At 37.2% G+C, this 14,050-nt stretch carries 11 protein-coding genes; 5 read left to right on the top strand and 6 right to left on the bottom strand.

Annotated elements, in window-relative coordinates; genetic code table 11:
• The first annotated feature begins 99 nt into the window (after positions 1-99).
• The 3 genes from SOM16_RS09160 (at position 100) to SOM16_RS09170 (ending at position 3,407) form a co-directional block, all read left to right on the top strand.
• Positions 100-1,005, top strand: a complete 906-nt coding sequence (locus SOM16_RS09160; RefSeq protein WP_320463704.1) for a lysophospholipid acyltransferase family protein — start codon at positions 100-102, stop codon at positions 1,003-1,005.
• A gap of 41 nt (positions 1,006-1,046) precedes the next feature.
• On the top strand, positions 1,047-2,234 hold the full coding sequence (locus tag SOM16_RS09165; RefSeq protein ID WP_320463705.1) for a serine hydrolase: 1,188 nt from the start codon (positions 1,047-1,049) through the stop codon (positions 2,232-2,234).
• Positions 2,235-2,363: 129 nt separating this feature from the next.
• Positions 2,364-3,407, top strand: coding sequence for a hypothetical protein (locus tag SOM16_RS09170; RefSeq protein ID WP_320463706.1), 1,044 nt, complete (start codon positions 2,364-2,366; stop codon positions 3,405-3,407).
• Positions 3,408-3,473: 66 nt separating this feature from the next.
• Here the strand turns inward: SOM16_RS09170 and SOM16_RS09175 are convergent, their stop codons facing one another.
• The 4 genes from SOM16_RS09175 to SOM16_RS09190 form a co-directional block, all read right to left on the bottom strand.
• Complete coding sequence (locus SOM16_RS09175) at positions 3,474-4,034, bottom strand: type 1 glutamine amidotransferase domain-containing protein (protein WP_320463707.1); 561 nt, start codon at positions 4,032-4,034, stop codon at positions 3,474-3,476.
• 178 nt (positions 4,035-4,212) lie between these two features.
• Entirely contained in the window at positions 4,213-4,959 is a 747-nt protein-coding gene (locus tag SOM16_RS09180; protein ID WP_320463708.1) for a glycosyltransferase family 2 protein, read from the bottom strand.
• Position 4,960: 1 nt separating this feature from the next.
• Positions 4,961-6,052, bottom strand: coding sequence for a PDDEXK nuclease domain-containing protein (locus SOM16_RS09185; protein WP_320463709.1), 1,092 nt, complete (start codon positions 6,050-6,052; stop codon positions 4,961-4,963).
• A gap of 1 nt (position 6,053) precedes the next feature.
• Positions 6,054-7,325, bottom strand: coding sequence for a glycosyltransferase family 4 protein (locus tag SOM16_RS09190; RefSeq protein ID WP_320463710.1), 1,272 nt, complete (start codon positions 7,323-7,325; stop codon positions 6,054-6,056).
• Positions 7,326-7,407: 82 nt separating this feature from the next.
• On the opposite strand from SOM16_RS09190, the gene SOM16_RS09195 reads away from it, so the two are divergent.
• Together SOM16_RS09195 and SOM16_RS09200 are read left to right on the top strand one after the other, a co-directional pair.
• Complete coding sequence (locus SOM16_RS09195; RefSeq protein WP_320463711.1) at positions 7,408-10,593, top strand: S41 family peptidase; 3,186 nt, start codon at positions 7,408-7,410, stop codon at positions 10,591-10,593.
• A 118-nt stretch (positions 10,594-10,711) separates the two neighbouring features.
• The gene (locus SOM16_RS09200; protein ID WP_320463712.1) at positions 10,712-11,464 is read left to right on the top strand and encodes a class I SAM-dependent methyltransferase; all 753 of its coding nucleotides are present in this window, start codon (positions 10,712-10,714) and stop codon (positions 11,462-11,464) included.
• Here SOM16_RS09200 and SOM16_RS09205 read toward each other — a convergent pair.
• Together SOM16_RS09205 and SOM16_RS09210 are read right to left on the bottom strand one after the other, a co-directional pair.
• A complete protein-coding gene (locus tag SOM16_RS09205) occupies positions 11,459-12,913 on the bottom strand; it encodes an alpha-L-fucosidase (RefSeq protein WP_320463713.1) in 1,455 nt (484 codons plus the stop codon). The two genes, SOM16_RS09200 and SOM16_RS09205, sit on opposite strands and share 6 nt — an antisense overlap.
• A gap of 29 nt (positions 12,914-12,942) precedes the next feature.
• Complete coding sequence (locus SOM16_RS09210) at positions 12,943-13,857, bottom strand: glycosyltransferase (protein ID WP_320463714.1); 915 nt, start codon at positions 13,855-13,857, stop codon at positions 12,943-12,945.
• Between the last annotated feature and the right edge of the window lie 193 nt (positions 13,858-14,050).

Raw genomic sequence — 14,050 nt, forward strand, 5'->3', positions numbered from 1 at the left:
ATAAACTGATGCTTTTCTAATCATTCCGTGGCAATTTGAAAGCTAAACTTTTTAGATTTTCCTGTTGTTCTACCATTTTTAAAAATAAATTAATCTGATATGATTAAAAAGAGCATTTCCTATGTTGGGATATTTCTTTTAGGCGTATTGTCTTTATTGCCATTACCTATTTTATACCTTTTGGCTGATGCCACCTATCTTCTGCTTTACCGAGTATTTGGTTACCGTAAAAAAGTTGTTCGCGAAAACCTGTTGCATGCCTTGCCAGAAAAGTCATTAAATGAAATCGTTAGAATAGAGAAAAAGTTCTTCAGGTATCTGGCCTCACTTATTTTTGAAATATTGAAAATGAACAGTATTTCTGCCGAACAGATTAAAAAGCGTTTCATCTTTCACAATAAAGGGCTGCTGCAAGAATATTTAGATCGTGGTGAAAGTGTATTGATTTGTTCTGCTCATTATGGAAATTGGGAATGGGGTACCATGGGGATCAATTTGAACTTTCAGGCTGATCATTATCCAATCTATAAACCATTAAGCAATCCGGTGTTCGACAACTGGTTTAAAAAAATTCGGAGCCGTTTTGGAAACAAATTAGTTGCCATGCGCCAAACCATGCGGGTTTTAGCTGCCAGTAAAGGCAAACCAAGCATTTTCAGTTTTGGTAATGATCAGGCGCCAGCGAAAGATGAATCTCACTACTGGACCAGTTTTTTACATCAACAGGCCTCTATTCAACTAGGCATAGAAAAGATTGCCAGAAAAACTAACCGCCCCATTTTCTATTTCAAAGTGAATGTGGTGAAACGGGGTTATTACGAGGTAGATTGCATTCCCCTGTGCTTAAACCCAGCAGCAACTGAAGAATTTGAAATCACAGAAATGCATACCCGGTTGCTCGAAGAAATCATTCGAGAAAAACCCGAATATTGGTTATGGAGCCATAGAAGATGGAAATATAAACCCAGTACCAAATCAGCAACATTATCAAACTTGATAATGTAAATAATCCTAATCTTCTATATTTGCTGGTATAATGGATCCCAATGAAAATTGTTAAAAAAGCAACAGCTTATTTTTTTCTATTCCTTGTTTTATTTTTTATCGGACTATTTCTTTGGCAGCCATATTTACTCCGTGTACTTTGGTACCGTACGCCTGATGCCACTACCTATAAGGCATTTCCACAAGATACGGTTAATAAAAGTGATGTTGCTTTTCATTTTATTCGGCCACAAAAAAAAAGAATTGATATGGATACGCTTCATGTTTTAACCGGCGATCGGCAATCTATCCATTTTAGCGATTACTTTACAAAAGGGAAGTTGAATGCATTTATTGTGATCAGAAATGACAGCATCTTATATGAAAAGTATAGTGAAGGATATACAGACACGACCTTAACAACTGTATTCTCAGGTGCAAAAAGTATGGTGTCTATTGTCCTGGGTCAGGCTTTGAAGGCGGGTGCGATCAAAAGTTTATCTCAAAAAGTAACAGATTATATCCCCGAGTTGAAGGCAAATCCCGCTTTTAAACACATCACCATAAAACACCTTTTAGAGATGAAATCGGGTTTAGTATTTCAGGATGCATTGGGCGGAATTATTAAGGCATTCTTATCTGATGAAGCAAAATATTACTATACTCATGATATGAAAACTGAGCTCTTAAAGGTAAAACTCGCAAATGAGCCAGGCACCGTTTGGAAGTATAAAAGCATCGATCCAATTTTACTGGGCTGGGTAATTGAACGGGCAACAGGAAAAAACTTATCAAGATATTTTGAAGAGAAACTTTGGAAGAAAATAGGAACTGAACATTTCGCTACCTGGGGCCTCGATCACGAAAACGGTTTAGCCAATACCGCCAGCCGATTTCAGGTGACTGCGATTGATTGGGCTAAAATAGGTCGTTTATACCTGAATGGTGGAAAATACAATAACGATCAGATTATACCTGAAGATTGGGTAAAACAATCTATCTGTATTGGGAAAGAAGTACCAGCTTCTGCAAAAGGCTGGCAAAAATCTGCACATCATTATTTATGGTGGATTCCACAAGTGGGTGATAAAGGTGATTTTGCTGCTGAGGGAATGCGCGGACAGCGGTTATACGTAGACCCTAAAACAAATACTATTATTGTTCAGTTTGCAGCGCAGGGCGCAGGAGACTATCCTTACCGAAAAATTAGCAGATACCTTGCGGGTATGTCTTTTAGCTATCCTAATTAATGAGTTTAGCTGTTAAGTACGCTAAGTTTTTCGCAAAGAAGATTTTAAGTTTTATATCTGGCATTGTGCCCCTGGCGTTTGCTTTAAATTCTTTGCGGTTAAAAGTTTAAAATGCTACATTGCTTCTGAATGGAAAACGAAGACGTAAAAATCCTAAAGAAGAAACCAATTTTTCCGGTTACACCGGCATTACAGAAGTATTTGCGCACTTACCAACGGGAGGCCAGATTGCCAATTGGTTATGATGATTTGATGCAGTTTAATGAGGCTTTTCCTTTAATGGATAAGTTTGGCAAAGATTCGCTTTGGGAAGGGCCAATTTATGCACAGGATTTAATTGAAACCTTGCATAGTGGTTTAAAAGAGATTTACGCTAACCTTAAAGCATCAGGAAATCTTCGTATTGTAGAACATAAATATATTGACAAAATTGAATATTGCACTTTTGGAAACACCCATCCATTTCGAATCAGAATTGTTAATCGGCTGAATGATGTATATGATTATTTCTATATCAAAAAAGCCGATGCTTCCCGTATTTATGGTTTAGAAATGGAAGAAATTTTATCGCCAAATCAAGTAAATTACCTGGTAGATGGTGATACACTGGTTGAAGAACATGTTGCCGGAATTCCAGGGGATGTGTTTACAAAAGGCCAGTTATACACCCCAGGGTTTAACCCAACAAGGATTGCAAAAGAGTTTGTAAAATTTAATGAGCGTTGTTTAATTATGCTCCTGGGTGATATGAGGGCCTATAATTTTGTGGTGCAGATTACGCCAGATTTTGATGATATTCAGTTCCGCATCCGTGCGATAGATTTTGATCAACAGTTTTACGAAGGAAATCTTAAAGTCTATTTGCCTCAGTTTTTTAAAGAAAATCTGCCTTACGTAAAGATGAGTATGGAGCAGCTTACAGAAAAAACCGTATTGCAATATCAGCAGGAAGAGCGCTCGTCAATCGTACATCGTGTTAGAAGCGAACGACACCGCTTAACGGATCTTCGCGACGTATCAAATAAGGAAGAACTAACAACTCCTGAAAACATTGCCATTTTGAAACAAGGCATGAGTGATTATTTTAAGGATACTAATTATTTGAAGTGTAAAAACATGACCGATATTATCGAACTGAATATCAAAAATATCATCAGACAGGTAAAGCTATAACTAAAAACGGCTGGTAAAATTACCAACCGCTTTTTGAGTGAATCTAGAAAGAGCGTTTCAAAACGTTTAAGCGTGCTGCCCCTCGTGTACTCCCTCTGCAAATTCCTCTACAATTTTATCATTAAAGGCTGGTAAATCTGCTGGTGTTCTGCTGGTTACCAAACCTTGGTCTACTACCACTTCTTCGTCGCTCCATAGTGCACCTGCATTAATCAAATCTTTAGAAATGTTTTTTACAGAGGTTAGCTTTCTACCTTCTACCACTTCTGCGTTGATTAAAGTCTGTGGGCCATGGCAAATCGCTGCAACTGGTTTTCCATCTGCAAAGAAAGATTTTACAAAAGCAATTGCATCTTCATTTACACGTAAATTATCCGGGTTAATTACTCCACCTGGCAAAAGTAAGCCATTGTAATCGTCGGCATTTGCTTCTGAAATGGTTTTATCTACATCAACTTCTATAGACCAGTGGTCTTTATCCCAAGCTTTTATTTTTCCACTTTTTGAGGAGATGATGTGAACGGTTGCGCCCTCTTCTTTTAACCTTTTTACTGGTTCGGTTAATTCAACTTCTTCAAATCCGCTTTCTGAAAGTACAGCAATAGTGCGGTTACTTAATTGTCCCATAATCTTTTCTATTTAAATAAGTAATGTATTTAAGACAAAAATGAGGGAATTTTTGTTTTTAGAAAGTTGAGATTGATGTTTATTTATATGCCTGTTAATGAGTTTAGTTCGCGCTTTTTAGAATATAAATTTATTGCTCCGAAAGAATTTTATAACAGGTAATGTGGTGTTTAACCGATTAATCGTTCGTTCTTCTATGCTTCACAAAGTAGAAGGCCAGGTTACCTGCAATTATAACATGGTTAAGGATATTTGGAATTAATCCGTAGTACTTAGTAAAAATATCAAAGCGTTCTTTAAGGCTTTCCCGGTGTTTTTTCTTGCTCATGCCACCCACTAAATATTTAGCCACATAGCGGTGAACGTTAACAATGCTAGAAGCTTTTTTTGTGGCTTTTATAATCCAGTCGATATCTGCACTGTATTTATATTTTAAGTTGTAAGGCTCCACAATACTTCGCTTAATGTAAATGGCCTGATGACTAATATTCATACCAAATTGAAAGCTTTTCCAGTTAAAAACTTCTGGTGCTTCGTGGCGCCTGCGGCCTAAACTTTCCCAGTTATCATTGAACATTTCCGTTTCACCATAGTAGATATCTGCACCAGGAGCAGAATCAAAAACATCTTCTACCGTTTGTTCATCATAAAGCTCATCACCAGAATTCATGAATAAAACATAATCACCAGTAGCCAGTGCCAGGCCTTTATTCATAGCGTCGTAAATCCCTTTATCTTTTTCAGAAATGATTTTAGAAATCTTGCTTTTATATTGCGCTATAGCCGCTAATGTGCCATCAGTAGATTTCCCATCAATGATGATATATTCGATGTTTTGATACGTTTGATTTAGAACAGAATTAATCGTTCGCTCAATATCCCGAACGTTATTATACACAATGGTGATGATGGTTAATTTAGGCATATTAATCCATTAGTTTTTTTAAGGTTTCCACATCAGGTAAAACACCTTTGTATGCTGCCGGTAAAACGGTACTTGTTTTATAGGTGGCAACACCCATTGCCTTGTTAAAGTCTCTGAAGGAAAACTCCACTACTTTGTTTTTCTTTTCCTTACACAGAATAATTCCAATTGATGGCTGTTCGTGTGGTTGTTTAATATACTCATCCAAAGCTGATAAATAAAAGTTCATTTTGCCCATATATTCAGGCTTAAATTTACCAGTTTTCAGCTCGAAAGCAACAAGGCATTGTAAACGGCGATTAAAGAATAAGAGGTCTAAAAAGTACTCTTCGTCTTCTACAATTAACCGGTATTGATTGCCAATAAAAGCAAAATCTGATCCTAGAGACATTAAGAATTTTTTAATGTTTTGAACGATTTCACTCTCTAATACGCTTTCGTCTTTTTCATCATTATCTTCAATATTAATGAAATCCAACAAGTACTCATCCTTAAATGATTGTAATGCCTTTTGCCTTATTTCATCGTTGGTTATGGTTTTAAAAAAGTTATTAGGTAAACTGCCGGTTTTTTGAAAAGTCTGGTTGTTTAAATGGTTTTTTAGTGTACTTAAGCTCCAAAATTCGGAGGCTGTTTTTTGGATGTAGAAGATTCTTTCTTCTAGTGTTTCGGTGTTTTGAATGATTTCTAAATGGTGTGAAAAGCTTAATCCAAAAAATGTTTTCTCCAATTGGACCGACACTGTTGGACTAAATTTAATTGCCTCTAAATCAATAACTTGTAATTGGCCCAACACTGTTGGACTAATTACAGAATGCTGTTTCCAAGACTCATAAAGAAGCCTCATCCGCTTAATGTTAGATGCCGAAAACCCTCTTAATCCAGGAAGTTCCAGTTGCAAATCAGCAGAAAGACTTTCTATAATTTTGGCTCCCCATTTTTCTTCTTCAATTTTGCGTGAAATGAATTTTCCGACGGCGAAGTAAAGTGTTAAAAGTTCTTTATTAACCAAAGCGGCTGCATGATAGCGACTCTGGAGAATTGCAGATTTTAAGGCTTTTATATTATTGAGGTGGCTTTTAGAGAGTTCCATTTTATTTCGGCTGTAAATCAATTAATGTTTCGTACAAATGAATGTGCTCAGCAGCAATTACCTCCTCCGAAAAATGAGTTAAAATACTCAGTCGTGCAGCTTTTTGAATCTCTTCTTTATTCGGGCGATGATACAACCATTCAATACCATTGGCTAAATCTTCAGCATTTTCATATTTGGCCAGGTAACCATTTTGCATGTGTTTTACCATATCTGGAATTCCACCAGTTGTAAAGGCAATTACAGGCGTTGCACAAGCCAAACTTTCCATTACCGTATTGGGTAAATTGTCTTCCAATGATGGCGTGATGAAAGCATCAGCGGCAGAATAGCATTTGGCTAGATGTTCATCATTGCTAATTGTTCCTAAAAAAGTAGTTTTAAAAGGAAATTCTGGCATTTCTGCATTATCCTTATTGCCAAATATAACCAGTTCTATGTGCTCTTTTTTTATTCCGGAACGGCGTGATAAAATTGCCAATGCTTCAATTAAATAAGGTGTACCCTTATGTTTATCATTTTTTGAGGGCATAAAACCGCTCATTAATACAAATTTTTCCGGATTAATCTTTAAAATTTTCTTTGCTTCTGATTTAACATACGGCTTAAATATTTTTGTTTCGATGGTATTGGGAATCACCGATGCTTTTCTGGTACCTAGTAAACTGCTAAACTTAACCGATTTTGCCATCCAATGGCTTGGTGCTACAATATGGAAATTAAGCTTTGTATACGCTTTTTGTTTGCGAAGCCAGGTTTTATGAGAGAAATCTTCTTTATTGCTAATTTTTAAGATCGGGCAGTTGCCGCATTGCTGATGAAAATTTTCGCATCCGTAACGCACATGGCAACCGCCGGTAAAGGCATTGCTATCGTGAAAAGTCCATACAATTGGTTTTTCCAGTTCATCAAGCTCCGCTAAGAATTTAGGGGTTAGAAAACCATGATTAACCCAATGCAAATGAATAATATCAGCATTTTTAACCGCTGGATGATTTTTAATGGAGCGGCCAAACCACTGCAGGCTAAATGGCGTTTTAACCGATTTACTTAGCCATTTTGCATAATATCTTTCTGATAAAATATTATAAACAGCTTTCGCCTTTTGAAAAGGTGATTTTGAGAACGTATCAATTTTCGGATTTTGGCCAAATTTATAATATACTAAAACCTTAGAGTCGATTCCATTGGCGATTAAGGCATCGCTTAAGCGTAAACAGGCTCTTCCTGCTCCGCCATTCCCATCATAGGTATTTAGGTGTATTACTTTCAAATCAATCAAAAATACATTTTATTGTTTATGAATATTAAATCTGTTGTGTAATTTCAAACTTCTTAAGCCAACAAATAAAATCATGATCAAAACCCTGTTGAAATCGCTTGTTGCAATAGCTTTTTTATTGCCTTGCCAATTATTTGCCCAAAATCAAACTTATTTTGCTTCATATCCTGCTTTAACGCCCGATGCACAAACAATAGTATTCAGTTATGATGGCGATATCTGGAAAGTTCCGGTAAAGGGTGGTGTAGCCGCCCGGATTACCGGCATGCAGGGCGAAGAAGTTAACCCTAAAATTTCGCCTGATGGCAAATGGCTAGCTTTTTCATCCAACCAGTTTGGGAATAATGATGTTTATGTAATGCCGCTGGCAGGTGGAGACATCAAACAGTTAACATTTAATGATGCTACTGATGAGGTGGATAACTGGAGTTGGGATTCCAAAACCATATACTTCACCTCTGGAAGATATAACTCTTTTTCAAGTTACCAGGTGGGGATTGCAGGAGGCACGCCAACACGCTTATTTGATAACTATTTCAACACGACCCATCATATCGCCGAATCGCCTGATGGCGCGTTGTTTTTTAATGATACCTGGGAGAGTTACCGCTTCCCTAACAGGAAACATTACAAAGGTGCATACAACCCTGATATTCAATCTTACAACCCTAAAACGAAAACTTACAAACGCTATACAGATTATATTGGAAAAGATTTCTGGACAAGCATCGATCAAAAGGGAAACATATTTTTTGTGTCAGACGAGGGGAATGATGAATACAATTTGTACACTTTTATTAACGGAAAGAAAACGGGTTTAACTCAGTTTGATACTTCTATTAAGCGTCCTTTTGTTTCAGCCAATGGCAAAATAGTAGTTTTCGAAAAAGATTATCAACTCTACACCTACGATGTTGCGGCTAAGAAAACTGAAAAAGTAGCGATTAGTACCTCCAGAAATCAAGTATTGAGCAAAGAACAGGAATATGATGTTAAGGGAAATATATCTGCTTTTGATGCTTCCACCGATGGTAAAAAAATTGCTTTTGTATCCAGAGGAGAGGTTTTTGTAAGCGATGCTGATGGAAAGTTTATCCGTAAAATAACAAATAGCGGTGAGCGGGCAATAGAGTGCAAATGGCTTGCTGATAACAAAACAATTTTATTTAGTCAGACCGCAAATGGTTACCAAAACTGGTTTACCATTACCGGCGACGGAAAAGGAACCATTAAACAGCTTACAAAGGATAAGGCAAACAACCGTGATATCACCTTAAATAAAAGTAAAACGCTGGCCGTTTATTTAAGTGGAAGAAATGAATTGAAGTTAATGGATTTGAAAACGCTGGAAAGTAAAACATTGGTAACGGATGAGTTTTGGGCATTTCAAAATTCGGCTCCTGGTTTTTCGCCAAATGATGAATATGTGCTGTTTACCGTTTACAGAAATTTTGAGCAGGATATAGTAGTGCACCATATTAAAGAACATAAAACCATTAACCTAACCAATACAGGCGTAAGTGAAACTAACCCCACATGGTCTCCAGACGGCAAATACATTTTCTTTACCAGTGCCAGAACCCGGCCATCTTACCCTACAGGATCTGCAAATTCACATGTTTATCGCATGGCATTAAACAATTATGATGAGCCTTTCCGTTCTGATAAATTTGATGATTTGTTTAAGGAAACAAAACCATCAGAAGTTAAACCGGATATGGTTAAAAATCAAACTAAAAAGGCTAAAGCAGATACTTCCAAAAAGATTACCACTCCACCCACACCTAAACCAGCCAGCGTAATTATCATTAATACGCAGAACATTTTAGATAGAATAGAATTGGTTAGTCCGAATTTTGGGGGGCAGTTTGGAGCAGATGCTTTTGCAAAGGGAGATAAAACTTATCTTTTCTATGCCTCGAATCATGAAGGTGGCTCCCCAGCGCTTTATCGAACCTCTATAGAACCATTTGAGGAGAAAAAGACAGAGAAAGTTGCCGATGGTGGCGATTATTCAATTGTTCAGGCTGGCGATAAATTTTTCGTCTTATCGCGTGGCGTGATTAATAAATACAGTTTAGAATCTAATAAGCTTGATAAAATTGACCAGGGTTATAAATTTACCAGGAATTTAAATGCAGAGTTTAACCAGATGTTTTATGAAACCTGGGTAGGCTTAGATGAAAATTTTTATGATGAAAAATTTCATGGGGTAGATTGGGATAAAATGAGAACCCATTACGCAGCCTATTTACCTTATGTAAACAACCGGAGTGATTTACGGATTTTGCTTAATGATATGTTAGGTGAATTGAATTCATCGCACATGGGTTTCAATAGTACCGGAGCAGAAGAACGTAAAAACCTGAACTATACTACCAATGAAACTGGCCTGATTTTCGAAAAGGAAAACCCACTAAAAGTAGAACGGATTGCTGCTAAAAGTAATGCAGCCCGTACCGGAATTAATATTTTGCCGGGCGATATTTTAACAGCGGTAAACGGAGTTAAAGTTGATGAAAAAACAGACCGCGATTATTACTTCAGCAAACCATCTCTGGACCAGGAAATGACCTTAACTTTTGATAGAAAAGGCAAACAGGTTTTTGTAAATCTTCATCCGGAAAGTGCAGGTAATTTAAGAGGTAATTTGTACGACGAGTGGATTAGCAACAATAGAAAAAACGTTGATAAATGGGGAAATAACCGAATTGCCTATTCTTACATGAAAAACATGAGTGGCAGTGAGCTGGAAACTTTCTTGCTTGACATGGTTGCCCAGGAAGAAAATAAAGAGGCGATTATTTTAGACCTTCGGTACAACACGGGGGGAAATGTACATGACGAGGTATTGAAGTTTTTATCTCAACGGCCTTATCTGCAATGGAAATATCGTGGCGGAAAATTAGCCCCGCAAAGTAATTTCGGTCCGGCGGCAAAGCCGATTGTACTTTTAGTTAATGAGCAATCGCTAAGCGATGCGGAAATGACCGCAGCTGGATTTAAACAATTAAAGCTTGGAAAAATCATCGGGACTGAAACTTACCGCTGGATTATTTTTACCTCTGCAAAGAGTTTGGTTGACGGTTCCTCTTACCGTTTACCATCCTGGGGTTGTTACACCATGGATGGAAAGAACCTGGAAAGTGAAGGTGTTAAGCCAGATATTTTTGTAAAAAATACCTTCGAAGATAGACTGGCAGATAAAGATCCACAATTGGAAAGAGCTGTTGCAGAAATTTTAAAAGATTTAAAATAATAGGTGAAGATAATGAGCTTGTCTAAGCATCTTTAGTGTTTCGGCAAGCTCAACATGACAAAATTTATAAATTATCTCTCGAATTTCCGTTTCTTTGGTATTGGAATTATTTTGAAACATGGCAAATTTATTAACCGACAGGGCTTTTTGGGTAAATTATTGGGAACGTAAAAAAGGCCTTGCGGTTCAACTCCCGGAGCATTATTTATTCCATCGGCAGCTGGCTGAGATTGTGGAAGAGGGCAAGGTGAAAACAGCCATCGAATTAGGTGGTTTCCCTGGTTATTATGCTGTGTTTCTAAAAAAATTCTTAAAGTTAGATGTTACTTTACTAGATTACTTTGTGCACCCGCCTGTGGTGAATGAATTATTGAAAAAAAATGGCCTAAACGAACAAGACATTCATATAATTGAAACCGATTTGTTTAGCTATCGGCCCGCGCAGCAATATGATTTAGTTTTAAGCTGTGGTTTAATTGAGCATTTTAATGATACTGCCGACATCATTAATCGCCACATCACTTTTGTTAAACCTGGCGGTACGTTATTTATTACCCTACCCAATTTCAAAGCGGTAAATGGATGGTTTCAGAAAAATTTCGATAAAGAAAACTATGACAAGCACAATATCGATAGTATGAACCCTGCTTTATTGAAATCTATTTGCGAAAAAGCGGGATTAAAAGAAGTAAGGTCTGGCTATTTTGGTCATTTTAGTGTGTGGTTAGAAAACGAAAGTCAAAAACCAGCAGGCGTTCGATTATTTAAAAAAGCAGTCTGGTTAACAGGTAAAGTGTTAACCAAGATTATTCCTTTCGAAAGTAAAAGCCTTTCGCCATACATTATTCTGGAAGCAAAGAAGCCATTATAAAGCTTTTTTATAAAGTCCGATTTCACTTAGCGTAATGCAAACCGGAGATTTAGTAATATTGATTCTAACGCTGTTCGTAGTTACTGCTGAATCAAGTTTGATTAATCGCTTTGCGCCGATGCTTGTACCGTTATAGATTTTTTTCCATTGCTTGTTCTCAAAAACTTCAATGTTATAAGCTTCTATTCTTTGCCCAAGAGGGATAAATTCCTGAAGACTGATGATATCGAATGTTTGTTTTGATTTCAAATCCAACTCCAGACTGGCCTGATGTATGTTATCAATTGTTGCCCAATAGCTTTGTTTATTTCCATCTAGTAATAAAGAAGGTTTAAATTTCGGGCCACGTATGTTGCTTGCTTTAATTATAGCACCTTTGGCCAGGTTCTTCGCAAAAGTATTCCTTATCATATTTCCGAAGCCTTTTAAGGCCGCAACATCATCCTCATGTAACTGGCCCCTCGTATCTGGCGCTAAGCCTAAATCTAAGCCTGCACCTCTACCAACACTTTTTAAGTATAAATCAAATAATTGTTCTGGTGTTTTAGGTTGTTCTTCAGGGTGATAAAACCAGCCTTTTCTAAGGGGAACATCGCATTCTGCAGGCATCCAGAATTTCCCATTTCTAATGCCACCAGGGCTTTGAGGATAGTTGGCCTGTCCTGGAACGGCTTCATTTTTTCCATCAGGAGCCATAGGCGTAAAAGTTGCCCAACTGGTTTCGTTCGCATGGCCATCTTCATTTCCAACCCAACGAATATCCAGTCCAATATCACTAAAAATATTCGCCATAGGTTGCATTTTACGGGTAATGGCCCAGGTATTTTTCCAATCGTAGTAGGTGGTATTATCTATTGATCTTTTTTCCCTGGCACCGCCATAATAACCATCGCCACCATTTGCTCCATCATGCCAACTCATAAAAAGTGAGCCATAATTTCCGTATAATTCTTTAAGCTGCGCCTGATAAATGGCTAAATATTTATCTGTGCCATACAAGGCATTATTTCTATCCCATGGAGAACAATAAACGCCAAACTTCAATCCATTTTTGCGAACGGCCTGCTCTACTTCTCTAACCAAATCGGCTTTACCATTTTTATAGGGGCTTTTTGTAATGTTATATTCAGTTGTTTTTGTGGGCCAAAGTGCAAAGCCATCATGGTGTTTAGCCACCAGGATAATGCCTTTCAAACCTCCGGCTTTTGCCGCACTTATTATTTGTTCGGCATTGAAATTTCCTGGATTAAATGTTCTCGGATCTGCATCGCCAAATCCCCATTCTTTATTTTCGAAGGTGGTTGGTGTAAAATGAATCAATCCATAAACTTCGATGTCGTGCCAGGCCAATTGTCTTTTTGAAGGCAAGGCTCCATAAGGTTTTGGAGCATCCTGTGCATAAACAGTTACAGAAATAAAGAGCAAAAACAGCAATAAAGACTTCATCATTTCACTAAATTACAAATAAATTCTGATGGCTACTTTGAAAAATATTGACTAAGTTTTTCATTAACAAATCTTCTGATTCTTTTAATAATGCTACCTTTTCTGCTCGCCAGAAAAGCTTTGATCATTTCGTAAGCGGTTTTATCTTCTTCAATAACAGTTGGAAACTGTGTAATTGGTTTTGGGTTTATGGCCACATTGTAAATGTTATTTATGCCAGAGTGCACTCCCGAACCATCATGACCAATGTTATTAACCAATGATTGTGCAGGATTTAACGTTAAGCCGCCCTTTAAGAAAATAGAGGCATACCATCTAATGGCCCAGCTATTGTTTTTGCCTTTTTTAAACTCCTCCATCTGCTTCCAGAAATTCATGGTTTTATCAATAGAGAACGCTGCTTTTTTCTTATGGTCAAACTGGCTCATCAGTGTATCAATATCTGGTTCAAAATTTTTCCAGGCCCGCCCCCATGTTGCCCAACCCCAACTGGTTGCTGCTCTAAAAAAGAATGATTGCGAAAGATTTTTAGTTTTTAGCGGATACATGTAAGCACCAATGTGCATTACTTTTTCTTCTTCGCGATAGCGGTGTAACGCTTCATTAAAATAAGTAAGGGTATATGGTGAACTCACTAAATCATCTTCAAAAACGATCACCTGCCCATAATCTTTTATGATTTGGCTTACCCCAGCTATTACAGAATTTGCCAGGCCAGAATTTTCTTTTTTTTCGAAAATCTTTACCGATTTAAAGCCATCAATTTCTTTTATAATTGATCTTACCTCTGCTACCTTATCTTCATCATGAAGTTTTTTTGGACCATCAGAAAAAATGAATAATCTACTTTCTGCTGCAAGTTCATTTTGTTGCAAAAACTTTAATGTTCGTTCGGTATGTTGCGGACGGTTATACACAAAAAGGGCAATTGGGGCAAGATTTTGCATGCTTTAATTTTTTTCTATTATGGCTTTTAAATGCAACAGATCAGATTAATGCCTGATTTATATCGCCTCTTGCAAAAATATATTAATAAATTGATTCACCTGTTTTGTTTCTCTATGTTTTTTGGCTTTGGGTAAAATGCAGGATGATTGAGGTTTATTACGTGCAATGCCAATTAAAGTATTTACGAATACA

Source organism: Pedobacter sp. CFBP9032 (genome assembly GCF_034045265.1).
GTDB lineage: Bacteria > Bacteroidota > Bacteroidia > Sphingobacteriales > Sphingobacteriaceae > Pedobacter.

Excerpts from the sequence above, each read along its gene's own strand:
- SOM16_RS09200 (WP_320463712.1), top strand. The coding sequence starts at position 10,712 with ATGGCAAATTTATTAACCGACAGGGCTTTTTGGGTAAATTATTGGGAA.
- SOM16_RS09205 (WP_320463713.1), bottom strand. The coding sequence starts at position 12,913 with ATGATGAAGTCTTTATTGCTGTTTTTGCTCTTTATTTCTGTAACTGTT.
- SOM16_RS09185 (WP_320463709.1), bottom strand. The coding sequence starts at position 6,052 with ATGGAACTCTCTAAAAGCCACCTCAATAATATAAAAGCCTTAAAATCT.
- SOM16_RS09170 (WP_320463706.1), top strand. The coding sequence starts at position 2,364 with ATGGAAAACGAAGACGTAAAAATCCTAAAGAAGAAACCAATTTTTCCG.
- SOM16_RS09210 (WP_320463714.1), bottom strand. The coding sequence starts at position 13,857 with ATGCAAAATCTTGCCCCAATTGCCCTTTTTGTGTATAACCGTCCGCAA.
- SOM16_RS09165 (WP_320463705.1), top strand. The coding sequence starts at position 1,047 with ATGAAAATTGTTAAAAAAGCAACAGCTTATTTTTTTCTATTCCTTGTT.
- SOM16_RS09160 (WP_320463704.1), top strand. The coding sequence starts at position 100 with ATGATTAAAAAGAGCATTTCCTATGTTGGGATATTTCTTTTAGGCGTA.
- SOM16_RS09175 (WP_320463707.1), bottom strand. The coding sequence starts at position 4,034 with ATGGGACAATTAAGTAACCGCACTATTGCTGTACTTTCAGAAAGCGGA.
- SOM16_RS09195 (WP_320463711.1), top strand. The coding sequence starts at position 7,408 with ATGATCAAAACCCTGTTGAAATCGCTTGTTGCAATAGCTTTTTTATTG.
- SOM16_RS09180 (WP_320463708.1), bottom strand. The coding sequence starts at position 4,959 with ATGCCTAAATTAACCATCATCACCATTGTGTATAATAACGTTCGGGAT.